This is a genomic window from Tenacibaculum aestuariivivum, assembly GCF_964507685.1.
Lineage (GTDB): Bacteria > Bacteroidota > Bacteroidia > Flavobacteriales > Flavobacteriaceae > Polaribacter > Polaribacter aestuariivivum.
Genome location: NZ_OZ208414.1, coordinates 27,893 through 44,488, shown reverse-complemented (window position 1 = coordinate 44,488; position 16,596 = coordinate 27,893). Strand labels below are relative to the sequence as shown.

The 16,596-nt window shown below is 28.7% G+C and carries 13 protein-coding genes; all 13 read left to right on the top strand.

Annotated elements, in window-relative coordinates:
* The first annotated feature begins 44 nt into the window (after positions 1-44).
* The 13 genes from ACN5J4_RS00175 (at position 45) to ACN5J4_RS00115 (ending at position 16,554) form a co-directional block, all read left to right on the top strand.
* Complete coding sequence (locus tag ACN5J4_RS00175) at positions 45-956, top strand: DUF5655 domain-containing protein (protein ID WP_193706799.1); 912 nt, start codon at positions 45-47, stop codon at positions 954-956.
* A 611-nt stretch (positions 957-1,567) separates the two neighbouring features.
* A complete protein-coding gene (locus tag ACN5J4_RS00170) occupies positions 1,568-2,434 on the top strand; it encodes a P63C domain-containing protein (protein WP_418650151.1) in 867 nt (288 codons plus the stop codon).
* A 200-nt stretch (positions 2,435-2,634) separates the two neighbouring features.
* Positions 2,635-2,796, top strand: coding sequence for a hypothetical protein (locus tag ACN5J4_RS00165; RefSeq protein ID WP_418650150.1), 162 nt, complete (start codon positions 2,635-2,637; stop codon positions 2,794-2,796).
* Between the two features lie 101 nt (positions 2,797-2,897).
* On the top strand, positions 2,898-3,386 hold the full coding sequence (locus tag ACN5J4_RS00160) for a hypothetical protein (RefSeq protein ID WP_418650149.1): 489 nt from the start codon (positions 2,898-2,900) through the stop codon (positions 3,384-3,386).
* Positions 3,387-3,608: 222 nt separating this feature from the next.
* Positions 3,609-4,331 (top strand): Fic family protein, encoded by a 723-nt coding sequence (locus ACN5J4_RS00155; RefSeq protein ID WP_101931898.1) that lies wholly within the window; start codon positions 3,609-3,611, stop codon positions 4,329-4,331.
* A gap of 153 nt (positions 4,332-4,484) precedes the next feature.
* The gene (locus ACN5J4_RS00150) at positions 4,485-5,465 is read left to right on the top strand and encodes a hypothetical protein (RefSeq protein WP_418650148.1); all 981 of its coding nucleotides are present in this window, start codon (positions 4,485-4,487) and stop codon (positions 5,463-5,465) included.
* Positions 5,466-6,748: 1,283 nt separating this feature from the next.
* The gene (locus tag ACN5J4_RS00145; RefSeq protein WP_418650147.1) at positions 6,749-8,533 is read left to right on the top strand and encodes a DUF6119 family protein; all 1,785 of its coding nucleotides are present in this window, start codon (positions 6,749-6,751) and stop codon (positions 8,531-8,533) included.
* A gap of 150 nt (positions 8,534-8,683) precedes the next feature.
* A complete protein-coding gene (locus ACN5J4_RS00140) occupies positions 8,684-9,472 on the top strand; it encodes a hypothetical protein (protein ID WP_418650146.1) in 789 nt (262 codons plus the stop codon).
* A gap of 155 nt (positions 9,473-9,627) precedes the next feature.
* On the top strand, positions 9,628-12,153 hold the full coding sequence (locus ACN5J4_RS00135) for a DEAD/DEAH box helicase family protein (protein ID WP_418650145.1): 2,526 nt from the start codon (positions 9,628-9,630) through the stop codon (positions 12,151-12,153).
* Positions 12,154-13,447: 1,294 nt separating this feature from the next.
* The gene (locus tag ACN5J4_RS00130; RefSeq protein ID WP_233882178.1) at positions 13,448-14,041 is read left to right on the top strand and encodes a hypothetical protein; all 594 of its coding nucleotides are present in this window, start codon (positions 13,448-13,450) and stop codon (positions 14,039-14,041) included.
* A gap of 204 nt (positions 14,042-14,245) precedes the next feature.
* Complete coding sequence (locus ACN5J4_RS00125; protein ID WP_418650144.1) at positions 14,246-14,500, top strand: autorepressor SdpR family transcription factor; 255 nt, start codon at positions 14,246-14,248, stop codon at positions 14,498-14,500.
* A 3-nt stretch (positions 14,501-14,503) separates the two neighbouring features.
* A complete protein-coding gene (locus tag ACN5J4_RS00120) occupies positions 14,504-15,151 on the top strand; it encodes an SdpI family protein (RefSeq protein WP_418650143.1) in 648 nt (215 codons plus the stop codon).
* A gap of 791 nt (positions 15,152-15,942) precedes the next feature.
* On the top strand, positions 15,943-16,554 hold the full coding sequence (locus tag ACN5J4_RS00115; RefSeq protein ID WP_418650142.1) for an outer membrane beta-barrel protein: 612 nt from the start codon (positions 15,943-15,945) through the stop codon (positions 16,552-16,554).
* Positions 16,555-16,596: the final 42 nt, after the last annotated feature.

Below are 16,596 nucleotides of genomic sequence, written 5' to 3'. Positions count from 1 at the left end.
AACGTTGGCATTCATTAACAAAAAAACGAAAATCAAGAAAATAAATGGCATTATTTAAAATAGAAAAGTCTTTAGAATACATTAAAGAAAAACCTTTCCGACTTGAAAAAGAAATTCAAGAAATGACTGAAAGTAATTTAAAGACAATTCTCGGACTTGATTTTGTGAAATCTGAATTTGCCCTAAATAACTTCCGAATTGACACTCTTGCGTTTGACAAAGAATCAAATGCTTTTGTTATTATCGAATATAAGAGAGATAAGAATTTTAGTGTAATTGACCAAGGTTACGCTTATTTATCATTAATGCTTAATAATAAAGCTGACTTTATTCTGGAATTTAATGAAAACCTTGACAAAACCCTCAAACGAAATGACGTAGATTGGTCACAATCGAGAGTTTTATTCGTTGCACCAGCTTTTACAAATTATCAACGTGAGGCAATAAATTTTAAAGACTTACCAATTGAACTTTGGGAAGTCAAAAGATTTGAGAATAACACAGTTTCATATGAACAAATACAAAAGGCAGGAGCTCAAGAGAGTATAAAAACTATTTCCAAAACCGACCAAACAATTGACAATGTTGCGAAAGAAATTAAAGTATATTCGGAACAGGAACATTTAGAAAACGTAAGCGAAGAAATAAAGGAATTGTACGAAAAAATGAAAAACGCAATTCTGAATTTTGATAATATAGAAGTTAAACCAAAAAAGAAATACATTGCTTTTGTTTCAGGCAGAAATGTAGTTGATATTCATCCACAAAGAAAAGCTTTGAAAATTTGGATAAATATGACAATTGGAGAACTTGACGACCCGAAAGGAATAACAAGAGATGTTTCTTCAACTGGACATTGGGGAAATGGAGATTACGAATTACAAATAAATTCAGACGAAGATTTAGAATATATTTTGAGTTTGATTAAACAATCTATTAAGAAGAATAAAAAATAACGAAATGCCAACACCGTATATAATTTATTGCTGGCTTCTCGCCTACTTACGAAAGTCCTCGCGGACTTTCTTGGTCGGTAATTATTTACTAAATTAGGTGCTTGAAACACGCAACAAACCATATACAACAACGTTGCCCACAATAGCGAAAATCACTCAGACGCAATTAATTCAGAATTGAAAAATAGCTGAATATTACAGAGTAAAATACTGAATATATTACGCTGGAATCTCACTCAAATGCGGAATTAAAATCACAACGGATTTTTGAGCAACTTTGCGGACTTTTCACTCAAACGGAATTTATAAACGTTATGGAAATAGGAGCTAAACGCTGAAATTACTCTTGCGGAATTTAGCAAGCTTGCGGAATTGAAAAGCTTTGCGGATTTGCTTACTCAAACCCTGAATTAAAAAAACAAAAAAAATGAGTTACAAGCCGAAAAAAACTACTGTGGGCAACAATGTGTATAAAAAATTGTTTAGTTTAGTGCTTTAACACAAGCTAGTGTGTATTTGCGTTTGTCAATTTTTCCTGCGGAAAAGTTGCCGCTCACAAATACACAACTTTTCATAACACAAAAACGTTGTGCAATATTAAATAAAAAAACATGAATATCAAAAGAATGAAAGCAACTCATGAGGGTGTTTTAAAAATAGGTGAAACAGAAATTGAAGTTGCTGTTCTTGAAAATGGAAAAAGAATAATCACATTGTCAGGTATTTTTAAAGCTTTGAATAGACCTGTAAGAGGTACTAGTAGGATTGATCAAATACCTACTTTTATGGATGCAAAAAACCTACAACCCTTTATAAATGAAGAGTTAAGAGCAGTGATCAAAAAGGTTGAATTCTTAACTATTGAAAATAAAAAAGCAGAAGGTTATGATGCTAGTATCCTTCCTCTAATTGCAGATTTATATCTTCAAGCAAGAGCATCTGATTCGTTATTGAAATCACAGTTTGAAACAGCTATTAAAGCTGAAATTTTAGTAAGAAGTTTAGCTAAAGTTGGTATTACAGCTTTAGTAGATGAAGCTACAGGTTATCAATATGAAAGAGAGCAAGAAGAATTACAATTAATATTAAAGCAATATGTTTCAGAAGAGCTTCTTCCTTGGCAACAAAGATTTCCTCATGAATTTTATAGACAGATTTTTAGACTAAACAAATGGGAGTACACAGTTGAAAATTTAAAAAAAAGACCATCTGTTGTTGGGACTTGGACAAATAAATACATTTATAAGCAACTGCCTAATGGAGTTTTAGATGAGTTAAAAAAAATAACACCTAAAGACTCTAAGGGAAAAAACAAAGGTCATTTTCATAGAAGATTAACAGAAGATGTAGGACATCCTAATTTAAATAATCAAATTGTTACCGTAATAACAATTATGAAACTTTCAAAGAGTTGGAAAGATTTTGATACAAAATTTAATGATTTATTCGGGCAAACTTCAATTGAATTTGAAGAATAACAACATTGCACAACAACATATATAATTTATTGCTAGTGTTTAACTACTTACGAAAATCCTTAGTGATTTTCTATTCCGTTTTTATTTACTAAATTAGTTGCTCGAAATACGCAACAAATCATATATAAAAACGTTCTACGCAATTTAGACGAACATTCAGAAATAAAGAAAAATAATATTAATCAATAAAATTAAAAATTATGGGAAAAGGTAAAACAGGACAATCTGGACAAGGAAACGCAGGAGGATGGCCTTCAACATCAGGAAAAAGTTCTGGTGGAGGAAGAAGTAACGCATCAAGTAAATCTGGTGGAAGTTCAAAAGGTTCATCATCTGGCTCAAAAGGTGGTTCTAAAAAGTAAGAATTTAAAGAAACACGATTAGAAATAAATAATCGTGTTTCTTTTTATTAAAAGAGTAATGAAAAAGAATACAAGAACATAATCCATCAACAGACGAACTTTTGAATTTGGAATATAATTTCCAACCTAAATTGACCAAAAAGTTAGATAAAACAAAATCTGAATTTAATCAAGAATTGATAAATGAAATTGTTTTGTGGAAAACAAATCGTTATGCTGAATTGAATAATGAAACTCTGATTTTGATAAATAAAATAGACAGAAAAACGGAATTTATCGATTCTACTCTGACTGGAGAAGTCCTAATGCATTTGCTCGAAACGAAAGGGATTCGGTTGCCAATGGCTTCAACTATTTTGAGATTTAGAAATCCGAAAATCTATCAAATTATCGACCAAAGAGTTTATAGAATGATTTATGGAAATGAACTCAAACTAAAAACGAATTTAAACGAAAATATAATTCAGTATTTAGATTATTTATCAGATTTAAGAAACGTTTGTGATTTATACCAAATTCCGTTTTCTGAATCTGACCGAATTCTTTATGAATATGACAAAATTATGAACTTGGAAAAAATAAAATACTGAATAAAAACTGCGTAGAACACCGTATATAATTTATTGCTAGTGCTAGCCTACTTACGAAAATCCTTAGGGGATTTTCTATTCCGCTTTTATTTACTAAATTAGTTGCTCGAAATACGCAACAAATAATATACAAAAACGTTGCCCGTAATTTGGCACTAGAAACTTAAAGATAATTTTTAAAAAGAAAAAAGTATCTTCGCTTTCTAAAATAAACTATAAAAAATGAAACTTTTAGAAACATTACAGGAAGAAAAATCGAGCAATCTAAAAGGCGGAATTTATCATAAAACACAAATAAGGCTTGCCTACAATACAAACAGAATTGAAGGAAGCAAATTATCTGAAGAACAAACAAGATACATTTACGAGACAAATACACTATTTACCGAAGAAGGAGAAAATACAGCAAATATTGACGATATTATTGAAACTGTTAATCATTTTCATTGTTTTGATTATATGCTAAAAATATCGAAAGAAACTTTATCAGAAAAACACATAAAAGAATTTCATAAACTCCTAAAAATAAATACTTCAGACTCTAAAAAAGAATGGTTTAATGTTGGAGCTTATAAATCAAAACCAAATGTTGTTGGAGGAATTGAAACATCTAAACCAAATAAAGTAAAAGAAGATATTAATACATTATTGAAAATATATAACAAAAAAGAAAATATTGAAATTTTCGATATTATAGACTTTCATTATGAATTTGAGAAAATACACCCATTTCAAGATGGAAATGGAAGAGTTGGAAGACTAATAATATTTAAAGAATGTTTAAAACATAATATCATCCCATTTATAATTCAAGATGAATTTAAATTTTTCTATTACAGAGGCTTATCTGAATACCCTAAAATAAAAGGTTATTTGACAGACACTTGTTTATCAGCGCAAGATAATTATAAGGAATTAATGAAATATTTCGAAATAGAAAAGTAAAAAACTACGGGCAACAACGTATATAATTTATTGCTAGTGCTAGCCTATTTACGAAAATCCTTAGGGATTTTCTATTGCGTTTATAATAACTAAATTTCGTTATTATAAACGCAACAAATCATATACAAACCCGTTGTGCCCAATTAAAAAAAAATGCTAGAAATAAAAGAAAATCATTTAATTATAGAAAATAAAAGTTTCGAGTATGAATTAATGGAGTACTCTAATCGAGACTCTACAATATACTTAGAACTGGATACACTTGATGAATTCGATTTCAACTTAATTGATTTACCTGAATCTAAGGAGTTTGAAATTGTTTTAACAAGAGGAAATGAAATAAAAAGTCAATTTAATCAAAGTATTAAATTCAATAGGTTCTATGCAAAAAAATCTAATTCAGAACCTATTGTTCGAATTGATTTGTTCAAATATTACCTAGATTCATACGATGGTTGGACTTTAAAATGGGATATAAAAAAATATATTGAGCATGTTTTAATTAAATTAGAATCTTCAAGATCACTAGTTATATTAGAAAAAGAAATTGATTCTCAATCAATTGGAGCTATTATTGGAATTAATTCTTCAGACATAAAGACCTTTAAAAAAGCAATTATATATGGACTTCAAGAATTGAATATAATTTTTAAGATTTCCGAAATTGAATTAGGGGGTTTTGTTTGGAAGCCAGAATATGAAAAGAATGAAAGCTTATTTTCAACAGAGATTGTTAATACTCTATTAAACAAACTGAATTATGATAATGTTATTTACAATCATGGTGTGAAAGAATATGGCAAAGATTTCATATTCTCAGAAATAGACAGATTAGGGTTAACAAAATATACAGCTATTCAAGTTAAAGCTGGAAATTTAAGAGGTAATGTAAAGTCTGATATTGATGAAATTCTAGCTCAAGCGGATGATGCTTTTTCAATGCCTTTTTCACTTTTAGGTAGTTCGAATAAACTGTATATTTCTACATTTATAATTTTAATAAGTGGAAAGTTTACTGATAACGCTAAAGATAAAATTGCAGAAAAAATAGAAAAAAAACTAATTGGAAACATCTTTTTTATAGATAAGTCAATGATAATAAACCTTATAGAAAGACTAAAGGATGAAAAATAACTGGGCACAACACCGTATAAAAATAATTGCGGTTTAGTGCTTAACCAAAGGTCGTTGCGTGTTTGTAACGTCTGATTTTCCTTCGGAAAATCCTCGCATACAAACCCGCAACTATCCTTATACATAAACGTTAGCTTTCATTAACAAAAAATACGCAAAAATTGAAAAAATAAAGCGGTTTAAAAAAGTAGAATCCTGATAAATATTACGCAATTAGAAATGGAATCGTAAAGCTGTAAATTTTGACAAATATTACGCAAGAATTTGTTTGTAATTATGAAATGAAAACGGCGGACTTTTAGCCTGTTTATGCAATCGGAAATGAAAAACTATAGGATTCTGACAAATATTACGCAAGAATCCGTCTGTAATTCTGAAATGAAAACGGCGGACTTTTAGCCTGTTTATGCAATCAGAAATGAAAATTTAGACAAGTTAAACGCCGAATAAAAATGCTGAAAATATGTGATTTTATAACAGTATTTTAATTGTAAAAAAATAACGAAAAGCTAACAAAGTATATAAAAAATGCTTAATTTGGTCATAACACAAAAGTCAGTGCCGTTTTGCTACATCTGATTTTCCTGCGGAAAATCCTCGCACACAAAACAGCACTTTTCATATACAAAACGTTGTATTTAACGGCGGAATTTCAGCCAGAAATTCCTAATTTGTATTTTGGAGTTCTAAAAAGTAAATTGACATAATTACACGCCTAAAAGAAATACTCAAAAACTAAAAATGAAAATATCTTCTCCTCCATTTTAAGAGAAAATTGCACCGTTAAAAATTATTTAAGACTAGTTAGAAATAGAATGAAAAATTAAAGAATCATTTAAAACTTAAAATTAGAGCGGAAAAAAATCTGTGGAAAGAAAAGATTTTAGCACAACGGCGGAAATCTGAAAATTGAATAAAACAGGAAAATTAAAGAATCATTTAAAAGTAAAATTTGAGCTGGAAAAAAACTGTGGAGAGAAAAGATTTTAGCACAACAGCGGAATTTAAAGCAGGAAACAGGAAATTTGAGCATTGAAAGCGGGAAAAATATTGAGCTTTGAAGCGGGAAAAAAGAGCGGAATAAAATTTCAAGTAGAAAGATTATTTAGAACTCAAAACCGCTAAATACAACACCGTATATAATTTATTGCTGGTGATTTACAAACTTACGAAAATCCTTGGCGGATTTTCTATTCCGTTTTTATTTAATAAATTAGGTGCTCGAAATACGCAACAAATCATATACAAAATCGTTGCCAGTAATTTGAAGAAAACCAATAAAAATGAGCGAAATAAAATTTAATTTAAAGGTTTTCTTAATAAACAAAAATCATTTTGAACTTAAAGAAAAGAACAATAAGGAAATAATTGAGATAATTACTTCAAATCATAAAAGAAGTCTTCACGCAGAAGATGCCGATTTTGATGTTGTAAAACCTAATCTTAATCATCTTGTAGAAGAAGAATTTGAATTTTATACTTATTGTTATAACCAAACAAAAACTCAAGATTATTGGCGTCTTTTTCTGCCAGAAGAATTAGGTAAAGACCAAGAATTTGATGTTATAGAATTCTCATATGTACTATTTACCATTTATAAATCTAACATTTATTGTTCAGTTGGTGGAAGTGGTTTTAAAGTAATCCAATCTTATATGGATATTAATTTTGGAATTGATTTTTACCAACATTTCGCAAAGCCATCTGAAGACATTCTTTTAAAAGTGAGTACTAGAGGCGTTGCTGGAAATATAGCTCAAAAAGACAATACATTTAATTACGACCAAAGAATAAGTGAATCTTTAGAATATTCAGAAATTCCCAAGAAAATAAAAATTGTAATAAGAGAAGAACTAAAAAAAGGCATTTTCAAAAACTTGAAGCTTGATGGAGATAAAGATGTTATGGAAATTGGTTCTTATTTTGCTTTAAGAAAAAAATTAAGTTTTGAAGAATTAAAACTACTAGTAAAAAACATTGATGAAATCAGAAAAGACAAGTCTAATTATGTACAATTAACACTATTTTCGAGAGTAGAAGATTCTAACATAATTTCAGAATTAGATAAGGATTTAATGGAGAAAATTGCAAATGATGTAGTACTTCATAATACGCCTGCCGATTTAAATCAACTGAATGATGATATCATTGAAATGGTTAATTCAAGAAAGCTTGAAAAATTTTACGAATGCGATGAATTTAAAGTAAGGTTTAAAAAAACTTGGAGTAAAAATGATAGAATTGTTAATGATAGAAGAAACCTTTACAAAGAATGTACAAATCATATTTTTCAAAATATTGAGGATATAAATGATAGATTTAAAATAAAAGGAAAGTTCTACGACTTAAATGTAATAGGTTTAATAAATGGAAAGGATTCTACATTTGGAACATTTTATTCTCATATCATCTGCGAGCTTACAAGTAAATCAAAAAAATATTTTCGAATTGATGCCAATTGGTATTATCTTGACAATCGTTTTTTAGAGCAAATAAAGAAAGATGCCATCAGTACTTATTCAGAGAATAAACTAGAGTTAGATTTATTAAAAAAATGGAAAACTGGATGGGACGAAGACAAATACAATTTAAAACACAAGAAAAAAGGCTATTACGTTTTAGATAAGCTAATAAAAGACAATATTGAATTATGTGATATTTTAATCATAAAAAAGAAAAAGATTTATTTTGTTCACGTAAAGGATGGTTTTAACACTCAAATGCGGAACCTATACATTCAAGTAATACTTTCAGCTAAAAGATTGTGGAATGATTTATACAACAATACTGGAAGTAGTTATTTAGTTCAAACTCTAAAAAAATACAATAAAAAATATCCTGACAATAAAATTGATGAAAAAGCAATTCTAGAAGGAATATTAAAAGAGGAATACAAAATTGAATTTGTAATGGCTTATCGAAATTATTCTTATCCAGGAAAGACAGACATTGAGAAGATTAACTTAAGTCAGTCGAATATAGCTAAATATTCATTAGTTCAAACCGTTCGTGAAATGAGAAATTATAGAAGATTTGGAATAAAGGTTATAGATATATCCGGAATATAAAAACTACTGGCAACACCGTATATAATTTATTGCTGGTTCTAGCCTACTTACGAAAATCCTCGCGGATTTTCTATTCGGTTTTTATTTGCTAAATTAGGTGCTTAAACCACGCAACAAACCATATACAAACACGTTGGCAACAAGCTGAAAATGAACTTCGAAATAGACAAAAACGATTTAAAAAAACTAATTGAAAACTCGAAAAAGGAGAGAGTTGAATTAGGTAAAATAATATTTCCAATTCTAGAAAAATATGACCTTCAAAAAAAGGAGATATTAGAAGTGTGTCAAATTGGAAAGTTTGTTTATAAAATTGATGCAGAAATACGAATTACAGAAAAACCACAACCTCCAAGTCCAGATTTCATAATTAATTATAATAATAAACAAATAGGACTTGAGCACACTCAAATTCTTACTGAAGACGCAAGTCGATATTTTAAGATAAAAAATTTATTAGAATATTCAGAACAAATATTTGAATCAAAATACCCGAATATAAATGTTCACGCTACAATTTCAATATTAAATGACAAATTAGATTATAAACAAAATGAAAAAGCAGAATTGGCTGAAAAAATAGCTGATTTTGTTCAATTGACTCGTATGGAATCAAATCTTGAATTTCCTGAATATATTACAGGAATTAGAACAACAATACATTCTCAAGTTTCGTTTTCATATAAAGAAAAGAATTGGCAAGCTGAATATTTAACTAAAGATAGACTTAAAGAAGAAGTCTTAAAAAAAGAAACTAAAATTTCGAGTTATAAAAAAAGTGAATTTAAATTAACTGAATATTGGCTTGCACTTCTAATTGGTTCACTTTCTTCTGTTTCTTACAAACTGAATAAAATGGAAAATTATGAAATGGATTCTAAATTTGACCGAGTTTATTTAATGTCTGATTTTGATGCTAAAATTATAAGAATAAAATAAAGCCAGATTGCCAACACCGTGTAAAAAAAATTGCTAAATTAGTGCTCAATCAAAGGTAGTTGCATTTTTGTTACTTCTGATTTTCCGTTGGAAAATCCTCGCACACAAAACCGCAACTTTCCTTACACAAACACGTTGGGCACAATTTAAAAAAAATGGTAGACTTTAGAAAAAGACTTAGTAAATCAAAAATTGAAAAGAAAACAAATCCAATCGAGATTTACGACTCATTAGATAGAAGGAGCATTGCAGGTCCATTAAGACCAGCACAACACAAAATACTTTCTGAATGGTACGAATCACGTAAAACTGAAAAAGATTTAATCATAAAACTACATACTGGAGAAGGTAAAACTTTAATAGGACTTTTAATTCTTCAGTCTAAAATCAATTCAGGAGAAGGACCTTGTTTATTTATTTGCCCCAATATTTATCTTGTACAACAAGTAAGAAGAGATGCGAAAAAATTTGGTATCAGTTATTGCACAATTGGAGAAGACAATTCTTTACCAAATGAATTTGTGGATGGAGAAAAAATATTAATAACACACGTTCAAAAAGTTTTTAACGGTAAGACAATTTTTGGTTTAGGGAATGATTTCATTCCTGTTGAAAATGTAATATTAGATGATTCACACGCTTGTATTGACTCAATAAGAAACACTTTTACAATTAGCTTAGACAATGACCATTCCGCATATAAAGAACTATTAGCACTTTTTAGCGATGCTTTGCCTGAACAAGGAGAAGGTACATTTTTAGAAATAGAAAATGGAGATTATAACTCATTCTTACCTATTCCTTATTGGAATTGGATTGAAAAATCAGAAGAAGTTCTTCAAATACTATCTAATTATCGAGAAGAATTATCAATAATGTTTTCGTGGCCTTTTATAAAGGATAGCATCAAAAATTGTCAAGCGTTTATTTCTGGTCAAAATATTGAAATCACACCAATACACATACCAATCGAAAAATTCTCATCTTTTGATAGAGCTAGTCAAAGAATATTAATGTCTGCAACAACTCAAGATGATTCTTTTTTCATTAAAGGACTTGGTTTTAATTCTAAGTCAATTAAAAATCCTTTGGATAATCCAAGTCAAATTTGGTCTGGAGAAAAAATGTTAATTATTCCCTCTTTAGTTGATGACAGTTTAGATAGAGATAAAATGGTTAATACTCTTGCTAAACCATCTGATAAAAATTATGGTGTAGTTTCTCTTGTTTCTTCTTTCACTAAATCTAAAACATATGAAAACCTAAAATCAATTGTTCCAAAATCAAACGAAATTTCAGCCGCTGTTGACCATCTAAAAAAGTCTAAATTCAAACAAACTGTAGTTTTCGCTAATCGATATGATGGAATAGACTTGCCTGATGAGACTTGTAGAATTTTAGTTTTAGATGGTAGACCATTTTTTTATTCTCTTTCTGATAGATATGAGGAATCAAATAGAATGAATAGTGACTCAATTAACATAAAAATAGCTCAGAAAATTGAACAAGGATTGGGAAGAAGTGTTCGAGGGGAAAAAGACTATTGTCTGATACTTATAATTGGAGCTGATTTAATAAAATTTATAAAAAGTTCAAGAACAAATAAATATTTCTCACCACAAACTAAAAAACAAATTGAAATAGGTATGGAAATAGCTCAAATGGCATCTGATGAAGTTTCAGATAACAATGAGCCTTTTGAAGTTGTTAAATCGCTTATGAAACAAAGTTTACAAAGAGACGAAGCTTGGAAACAATTCTACAAAGAGGAAATGGACAAAATACAACCCAATAATAATTTGAGTAAAATATATGATGTTTTAACACTTGAAAGAAAAGCTGCTGTTTTGAACTACGCAGGAGATTATGAAAAAGCAAGTGATTTAATTCAACAAATTATTGACAAACATTGTGATGATAATAGTGAGAAAGGTTGGTATCTTCAAATAATGGCTAGATACAAGTTTTTACAAAGTAAAACTGACTCGAACTCTTTACAGAAAAGTGCGTTTTTAAAGAATAATGAACTACTTAAACCAAGTGAAGGAATAACTTATCAAAAATTAGAATATGTCAATGAAAATAGAACTAAGCGAATTGTAGAATGGATAAAAAATCATAAAGACTTTGAAGAATTAATGCTATTTGTAGAAGGAGTATTATCAGACTTAGAGTTTGGAACAACAGCTGAAAAATTTGAAACGGCTTTGAAGGAATTAGGATTAATGCTCGGTTTTCTAAGTGAAAGACCTGACAAAGAATTTAAAAAAGGACCTGACAACTTATGGTGTGGTGTTGGAAATCAGTATTTCATATTTGAGTGTAAAAGTGAGGTAAAAGTTGAAAGACAAGAAGTAAACAAACACGAAATCGGACAAATGAATACTCATTGTGGATGGTTTGAAAATCAATACAATGATTCACCTGTAAAACGAATATTAATAATACCAACCAAAAACGTTTCTTATCACGCTGATTTTACTCATAAAGTTGAAATTATGAAAAGAGGAAAATTAAGAAACTTAAGGAATAACGTTAAAGGTTTTTTTAAAGAATTTCATAAATATGAGATTGATTCAATGTCTGATGAAAAAATTCAGGAATTTATTAATGCTCATAAATTAGATATTGATAGTTTATTAAAAGACTATTCTGAAAAATATTATAAAAAAACGAGTTAAAAAACTGTGCCCAACACCGTATATAATTTATTGCTAGTTCTAGCCTACTTACGAAAATCCTCGCGGATTTTCTATTCGGTTTTTATTTGCTAAATTTAGTGCTTAAACCACGCAACAAACCATATACAAACACGTTGCAAGTAATGGCGGAATTTCAGCCAGAAATTCCTAATTAGTGATTTATCTTTTCTAGAAATTAATATTGAATAATATTGCGCTGGAAAAATTAAAAATGACTACTACTCTATTTTTAGAAAATGAATCCAAAAAAAGAGAAAAACAGAATTGAACGCTGAAAAATGAAGCGTGAATAAATAAGCGGAAATTAATTAAGGCGGAGTTTTAAGCTCAAGCGTGAAAAAAGACAGAATTGAACGCTGAAAATGAATCGTGAATAAATAGACGGAAATTAATTAAGGTGGAATTTTAAGCTCAAACACGAAAAAATAATGAAAAATAAAATGGAACTCTAAAAATGAATCATGAATAAATTAGTGCGGAATTTTAAGCTGAAATATGAAAAGAGAGAGAAATGAAATAGAAAGTTAAGAAATGGAAAATATAGTTAGAAAATCACTACTTGCAACACCGTATATAATTTATTGCTGGTGATTTACAAACTTACGAAAATCCTTGGCGGATTTCCTATTCCGTTTTTATTTACTATTTTAGGTGCTCGAAATACGCAACAAATCATATACAAAATCGTTGCAAGTAATGGCGGAATTTCAGCCAGAAATTCCTAATTAGTGATTTATCTTTTCTAGAAATTAATATTGAATAATATTGCGCTGGAAAAATTAAAAATGACTACTACTCTATTTTTAGAAAATGAATCCAAAAAAAGAGAAAAACAGAATTGAACGCTGAAAAATGAAGCGTGAATAAATAAGCGGAAATTAATTAAGGCGGAGTTTTAAGCTCAAGCGTGAAAAAAGACAGAATTGAACGCTGAAAATGAATCGTGAATAAATAGACGGAAATTAATTAAGGTGGAATTTTAAGCTCAAACACGAAAAAATAATGAAAAATAAAATGGAACTCTAAAAATGAATCATGAATAAATTAGTGCGGAATTTTAAGCTGAAATATGAAAAGAGAGAGAAATGAAATAGAAAGTTAAGAAATGGAAAATATAGTTAGAAAATCACTACTTGCAACACCGTATATAATTTATTGCTGGTGATTTACAAACTTACGAAAATCCTTGGCGGATTTCCTATTCCGTTTTTATTTACTATTTTAGGTGCTCGAAATACGCAACAAATCATATACAAAATCGTTGGCATTAATTATGAAAAAAACACTTATTTTAACAATAATAATTATAGTTTTTACATCATGTCATTTTCCATATTATAGGCATTCAGGAAATGTTAATTCAAGCTTAGATTTTAGAAAAGGAAAATGGTTATTAAATAATATCGAAGCTCCAAAAGGAGTTGGTTATATTTTGACAGAAATTGCAGATGAAAAATTTTCAGAATTATTAAATGAAAGGTTTTCAACAGTACCCAAATCAAAAGGAATTTTAATTCCGATGATTAAAAAAAACAGTAATAATCTGAGTAAATCTACCTTGAAAGATATCAAAAATGGAACTGGTTTTGATTTCTTCATTAATATAAAAGCTAAACAAAATAAAAATGAAATAGATGATTTACAAATTGGGTCAGTTGACTCTGACCTTGAAAACAATGTAGAAATTAGTATAGAAATATATGATTTAAATTTACTTGAAAGATTTTATTTTCATTCAGTTATTGCTGGTATAAATATTAAAGAAAATAATCAAGATTTTGCTTTTGCAAAAGGAACAGAAAATTTAATAATAAAAGGGTTCGAGAAAATTATGAAAAAAATAAAAAAGAATGAAATAAAAAACTAACGCCAACAGCGTATATAATTTATTGCTAATACTCGCCTACTTACGAAAATCCTTAGGGGATTTTCTATTCCGCTTTTATTTACTAAATTGGTTGCTCGAAATACGCAACAAATAATATACAAAAACGTTCTATACCATTTGAAAAACGAAAAACATTTGGACATTTAAAATAATATTTAGATATTTGTCTAAATAACTAAATAAATGAATTCACTATTTAAAGCTCTTAATGATGAAACTCGTAGACAAATTGTCGAATTATTAAAAGACAAAGATATGAATGCAGGAGAAATTGCAGAACAATTCAATATATCCAAACCAAGTATTTCGCATCATCTTGACATTTTAAAAAGAGCAGATTTAATAACAAGCGAGAAAAAAGGACAATTTGTAGAATATTCATTAAACACTAGCATATTAGAAGATTTAATAAACTGGATAATAACACTAAAAAAATAAATTATGAACCTAAAAAAAGAATTACCGCTAATTACAATCGTATTATTACCCTTTATCTATTTAGCATACATTTGGAATCAATTACCCGAAAAAGTTCCTATGCATTGGAATATTAAAGGAGAAATAGATAGATATGGAGAAAAAATGGAATTAATAATAATCCCGATTTTATTACCTCTACTTGTTTATATTATCTTTCTAGTTGTTCCGAAAATTGACCCAAAAAATAAACTGAATAAAATGGGAAACAAACTTCAAACCATAAAGGTTTTATTAACCACTTTTATGTCAATACTAGCCTTATTTATAATTTATTCAGCTAAAAATCAATCTTTCGCTAATCCGAATTATATTATATTATTAATTGGAGTTTTATACATAATACTTGGTAATTATTTTAAAACAATAAAAGCAAATTATTTTATCGGAATTAGAACGCCTTGGACTCTGGAAAATGAAATAGTTTGGAAAAAAACTCATAAATTAGGCGGAAAATTATGGTTTGTAGGTGGGATTATTGTTGTGCTTACAAGTTTGATTTTAGATAAAGAACCGAATGTTACCGTATTTTTAATAATTACTGGAATAATTACAATAATACCAATAGTGTATTCATATATTATATTTAAAAACGAAATAAAAACGGCATAGAACACCGTATATAAAAAATTGCTATTTTTAGCTTAACCAATGTAAGTTGCTTTGTTTGCTTGCATCCGATTTTCCTTCGGAAAATCCTCGCACTCAAACACGCAACTTTCCATATACATAAACGTTATGTTTAACGGCGGAATTTCAGCCAGAAATTCCTAATTTGTGTTTTAGGAGTTCTAAAAAGTAAATTGACATAATTATATGCCGAAAAGAAATACTCAAAAGCTAAAAATGAAAATATCTTCTCCTCCATTTTAAGAGAAAATTGCACCGTTAAAAATTATTTAAGACTAGTTAGAAATAGAATGAAAAATTAAAGATTCAATTAAAGCGTGAAAAAAATCTGTAAAAAGAAAAGATTTTAGCACAACGGCGGAAATCTGAAAATTGAATAAAACGGAAAAATTAAAGAATCATTTAAAAGTAAAATTTGAGCCGGAAAAAAACTGTGGGGATAAAAAAATTAGCACAACAGCGGAATTTAAAGCAGAAAAAGAAAACAGGGAATTTGAGCATTGAAAGCGGGAAAAATATTGAGCTTTGAAGCGGGAAAAAAGAGCTGAATAAAATTTCAAGTAGAAAGATTATTTAGAACTCAAAACCGATAAACATAACACCGTATATAATTTATTGCTGGTGATTTACAAACTTACGAAAATCCTTGGCGGATTTCCTATTCCGTTTTTATTTACTATTTTAGGTGCTCGAAATACGCAACAAATCATATACAAAATCGTTGCCAGCAAGTGAGAACGAAGAACACACTTTTAAAAATCGAAAAATAAAATATGAAATATTTAATCTGCTTTGGACTATTAATGAGTAGTTTATTTTGTAATAGTCAAACGAGAGAAAAAGGAAATATCGAATTAACACCGATAGTTGGATATAGTGCTTCTTATCAATTAGGTTCTTTTCTTTTTGGCTCATCATCAGTTTCTGGAATTCAATTAGGAATTTATGGGAATTATTTTTTTAACAACAGATGGAGTCTGCGCACAGGTTTGTTATACCAAAAAATGGGAACTAACAATATTGACTTTTCAATTTTTACCAACGAATATTCCGAAAGAACAAATTACATCACTGTTCCATTGACTGTGAATTATCATTTCGGAACAAAACGGAACTGGTACGTGAATTATGGAATAGGTGTCGGATTCTTGACAAATGCTGAAGCAAATTATAATAATGGAAATGGATTTGTTGACATAAATAACTTGGCGAATTCAACTCAATTTGGAATTAATGGAGGAATTGGATATAAATTCAAAATATCGCCTAAACTTTTAATAGTCGTTGAAAATTCTAATCTACTTGGACTAACAGACACTACCGAACAGCGAACTGGAAAGAATTTTTATATGAGTTTTAATATTGGTGCCGTTTTTAAAATCTAAAAATAGAAAGTACGAATTAACACCTGCTGGCAACACCGTATA

Excerpts from the sequence above, each read along its gene's own strand:
- ACN5J4_RS00175 (WP_193706799.1), top strand. The coding sequence starts at position 45 with ATGGCATTATTTAAAATAGAAAAGTCTTTAGAATACATTAAAGAAAAA.
- ACN5J4_RS00170 (WP_418650151.1), top strand. The coding sequence starts at position 1,568 with ATGAATATCAAAAGAATGAAAGCAACTCATGAGGGTGTTTTAAAAATA.
- ACN5J4_RS00165 (WP_418650150.1), top strand. The coding sequence starts at position 2,635 with ATGGGAAAAGGTAAAACAGGACAATCTGGACAAGGAAACGCAGGAGGA.
- ACN5J4_RS00155 (WP_101931898.1), top strand. The coding sequence starts at position 3,609 with ATGAAACTTTTAGAAACATTACAGGAAGAAAAATCGAGCAATCTAAAA.
- ACN5J4_RS00150 (WP_418650148.1), top strand. The coding sequence starts at position 4,485 with ATGCTAGAAATAAAAGAAAATCATTTAATTATAGAAAATAAAAGTTTC.
- ACN5J4_RS00145 (WP_418650147.1), top strand. The coding sequence starts at position 6,749 with ATGAGCGAAATAAAATTTAATTTAAAGGTTTTCTTAATAAACAAAAAT.
- ACN5J4_RS00140 (WP_418650146.1), top strand. The coding sequence starts at position 8,684 with ATGAACTTCGAAATAGACAAAAACGATTTAAAAAAACTAATTGAAAAC.
- ACN5J4_RS00135 (WP_418650145.1), top strand. The coding sequence starts at position 9,628 with ATGGTAGACTTTAGAAAAAGACTTAGTAAATCAAAAATTGAAAAGAAA.
- ACN5J4_RS00130 (WP_233882178.1), top strand. The coding sequence starts at position 13,448 with ATGAAAAAAACACTTATTTTAACAATAATAATTATAGTTTTTACATCA.
- ACN5J4_RS00125 (WP_418650144.1), top strand. The coding sequence starts at position 14,246 with ATGAATTCACTATTTAAAGCTCTTAATGATGAAACTCGTAGACAAATT.
- ACN5J4_RS00120 (WP_418650143.1), top strand. The coding sequence starts at position 14,504 with ATGAACCTAAAAAAAGAATTACCGCTAATTACAATCGTATTATTACCC.
- ACN5J4_RS00115 (WP_418650142.1), top strand. The coding sequence starts at position 15,943 with ATGAAATATTTAATCTGCTTTGGACTATTAATGAGTAGTTTATTTTGT.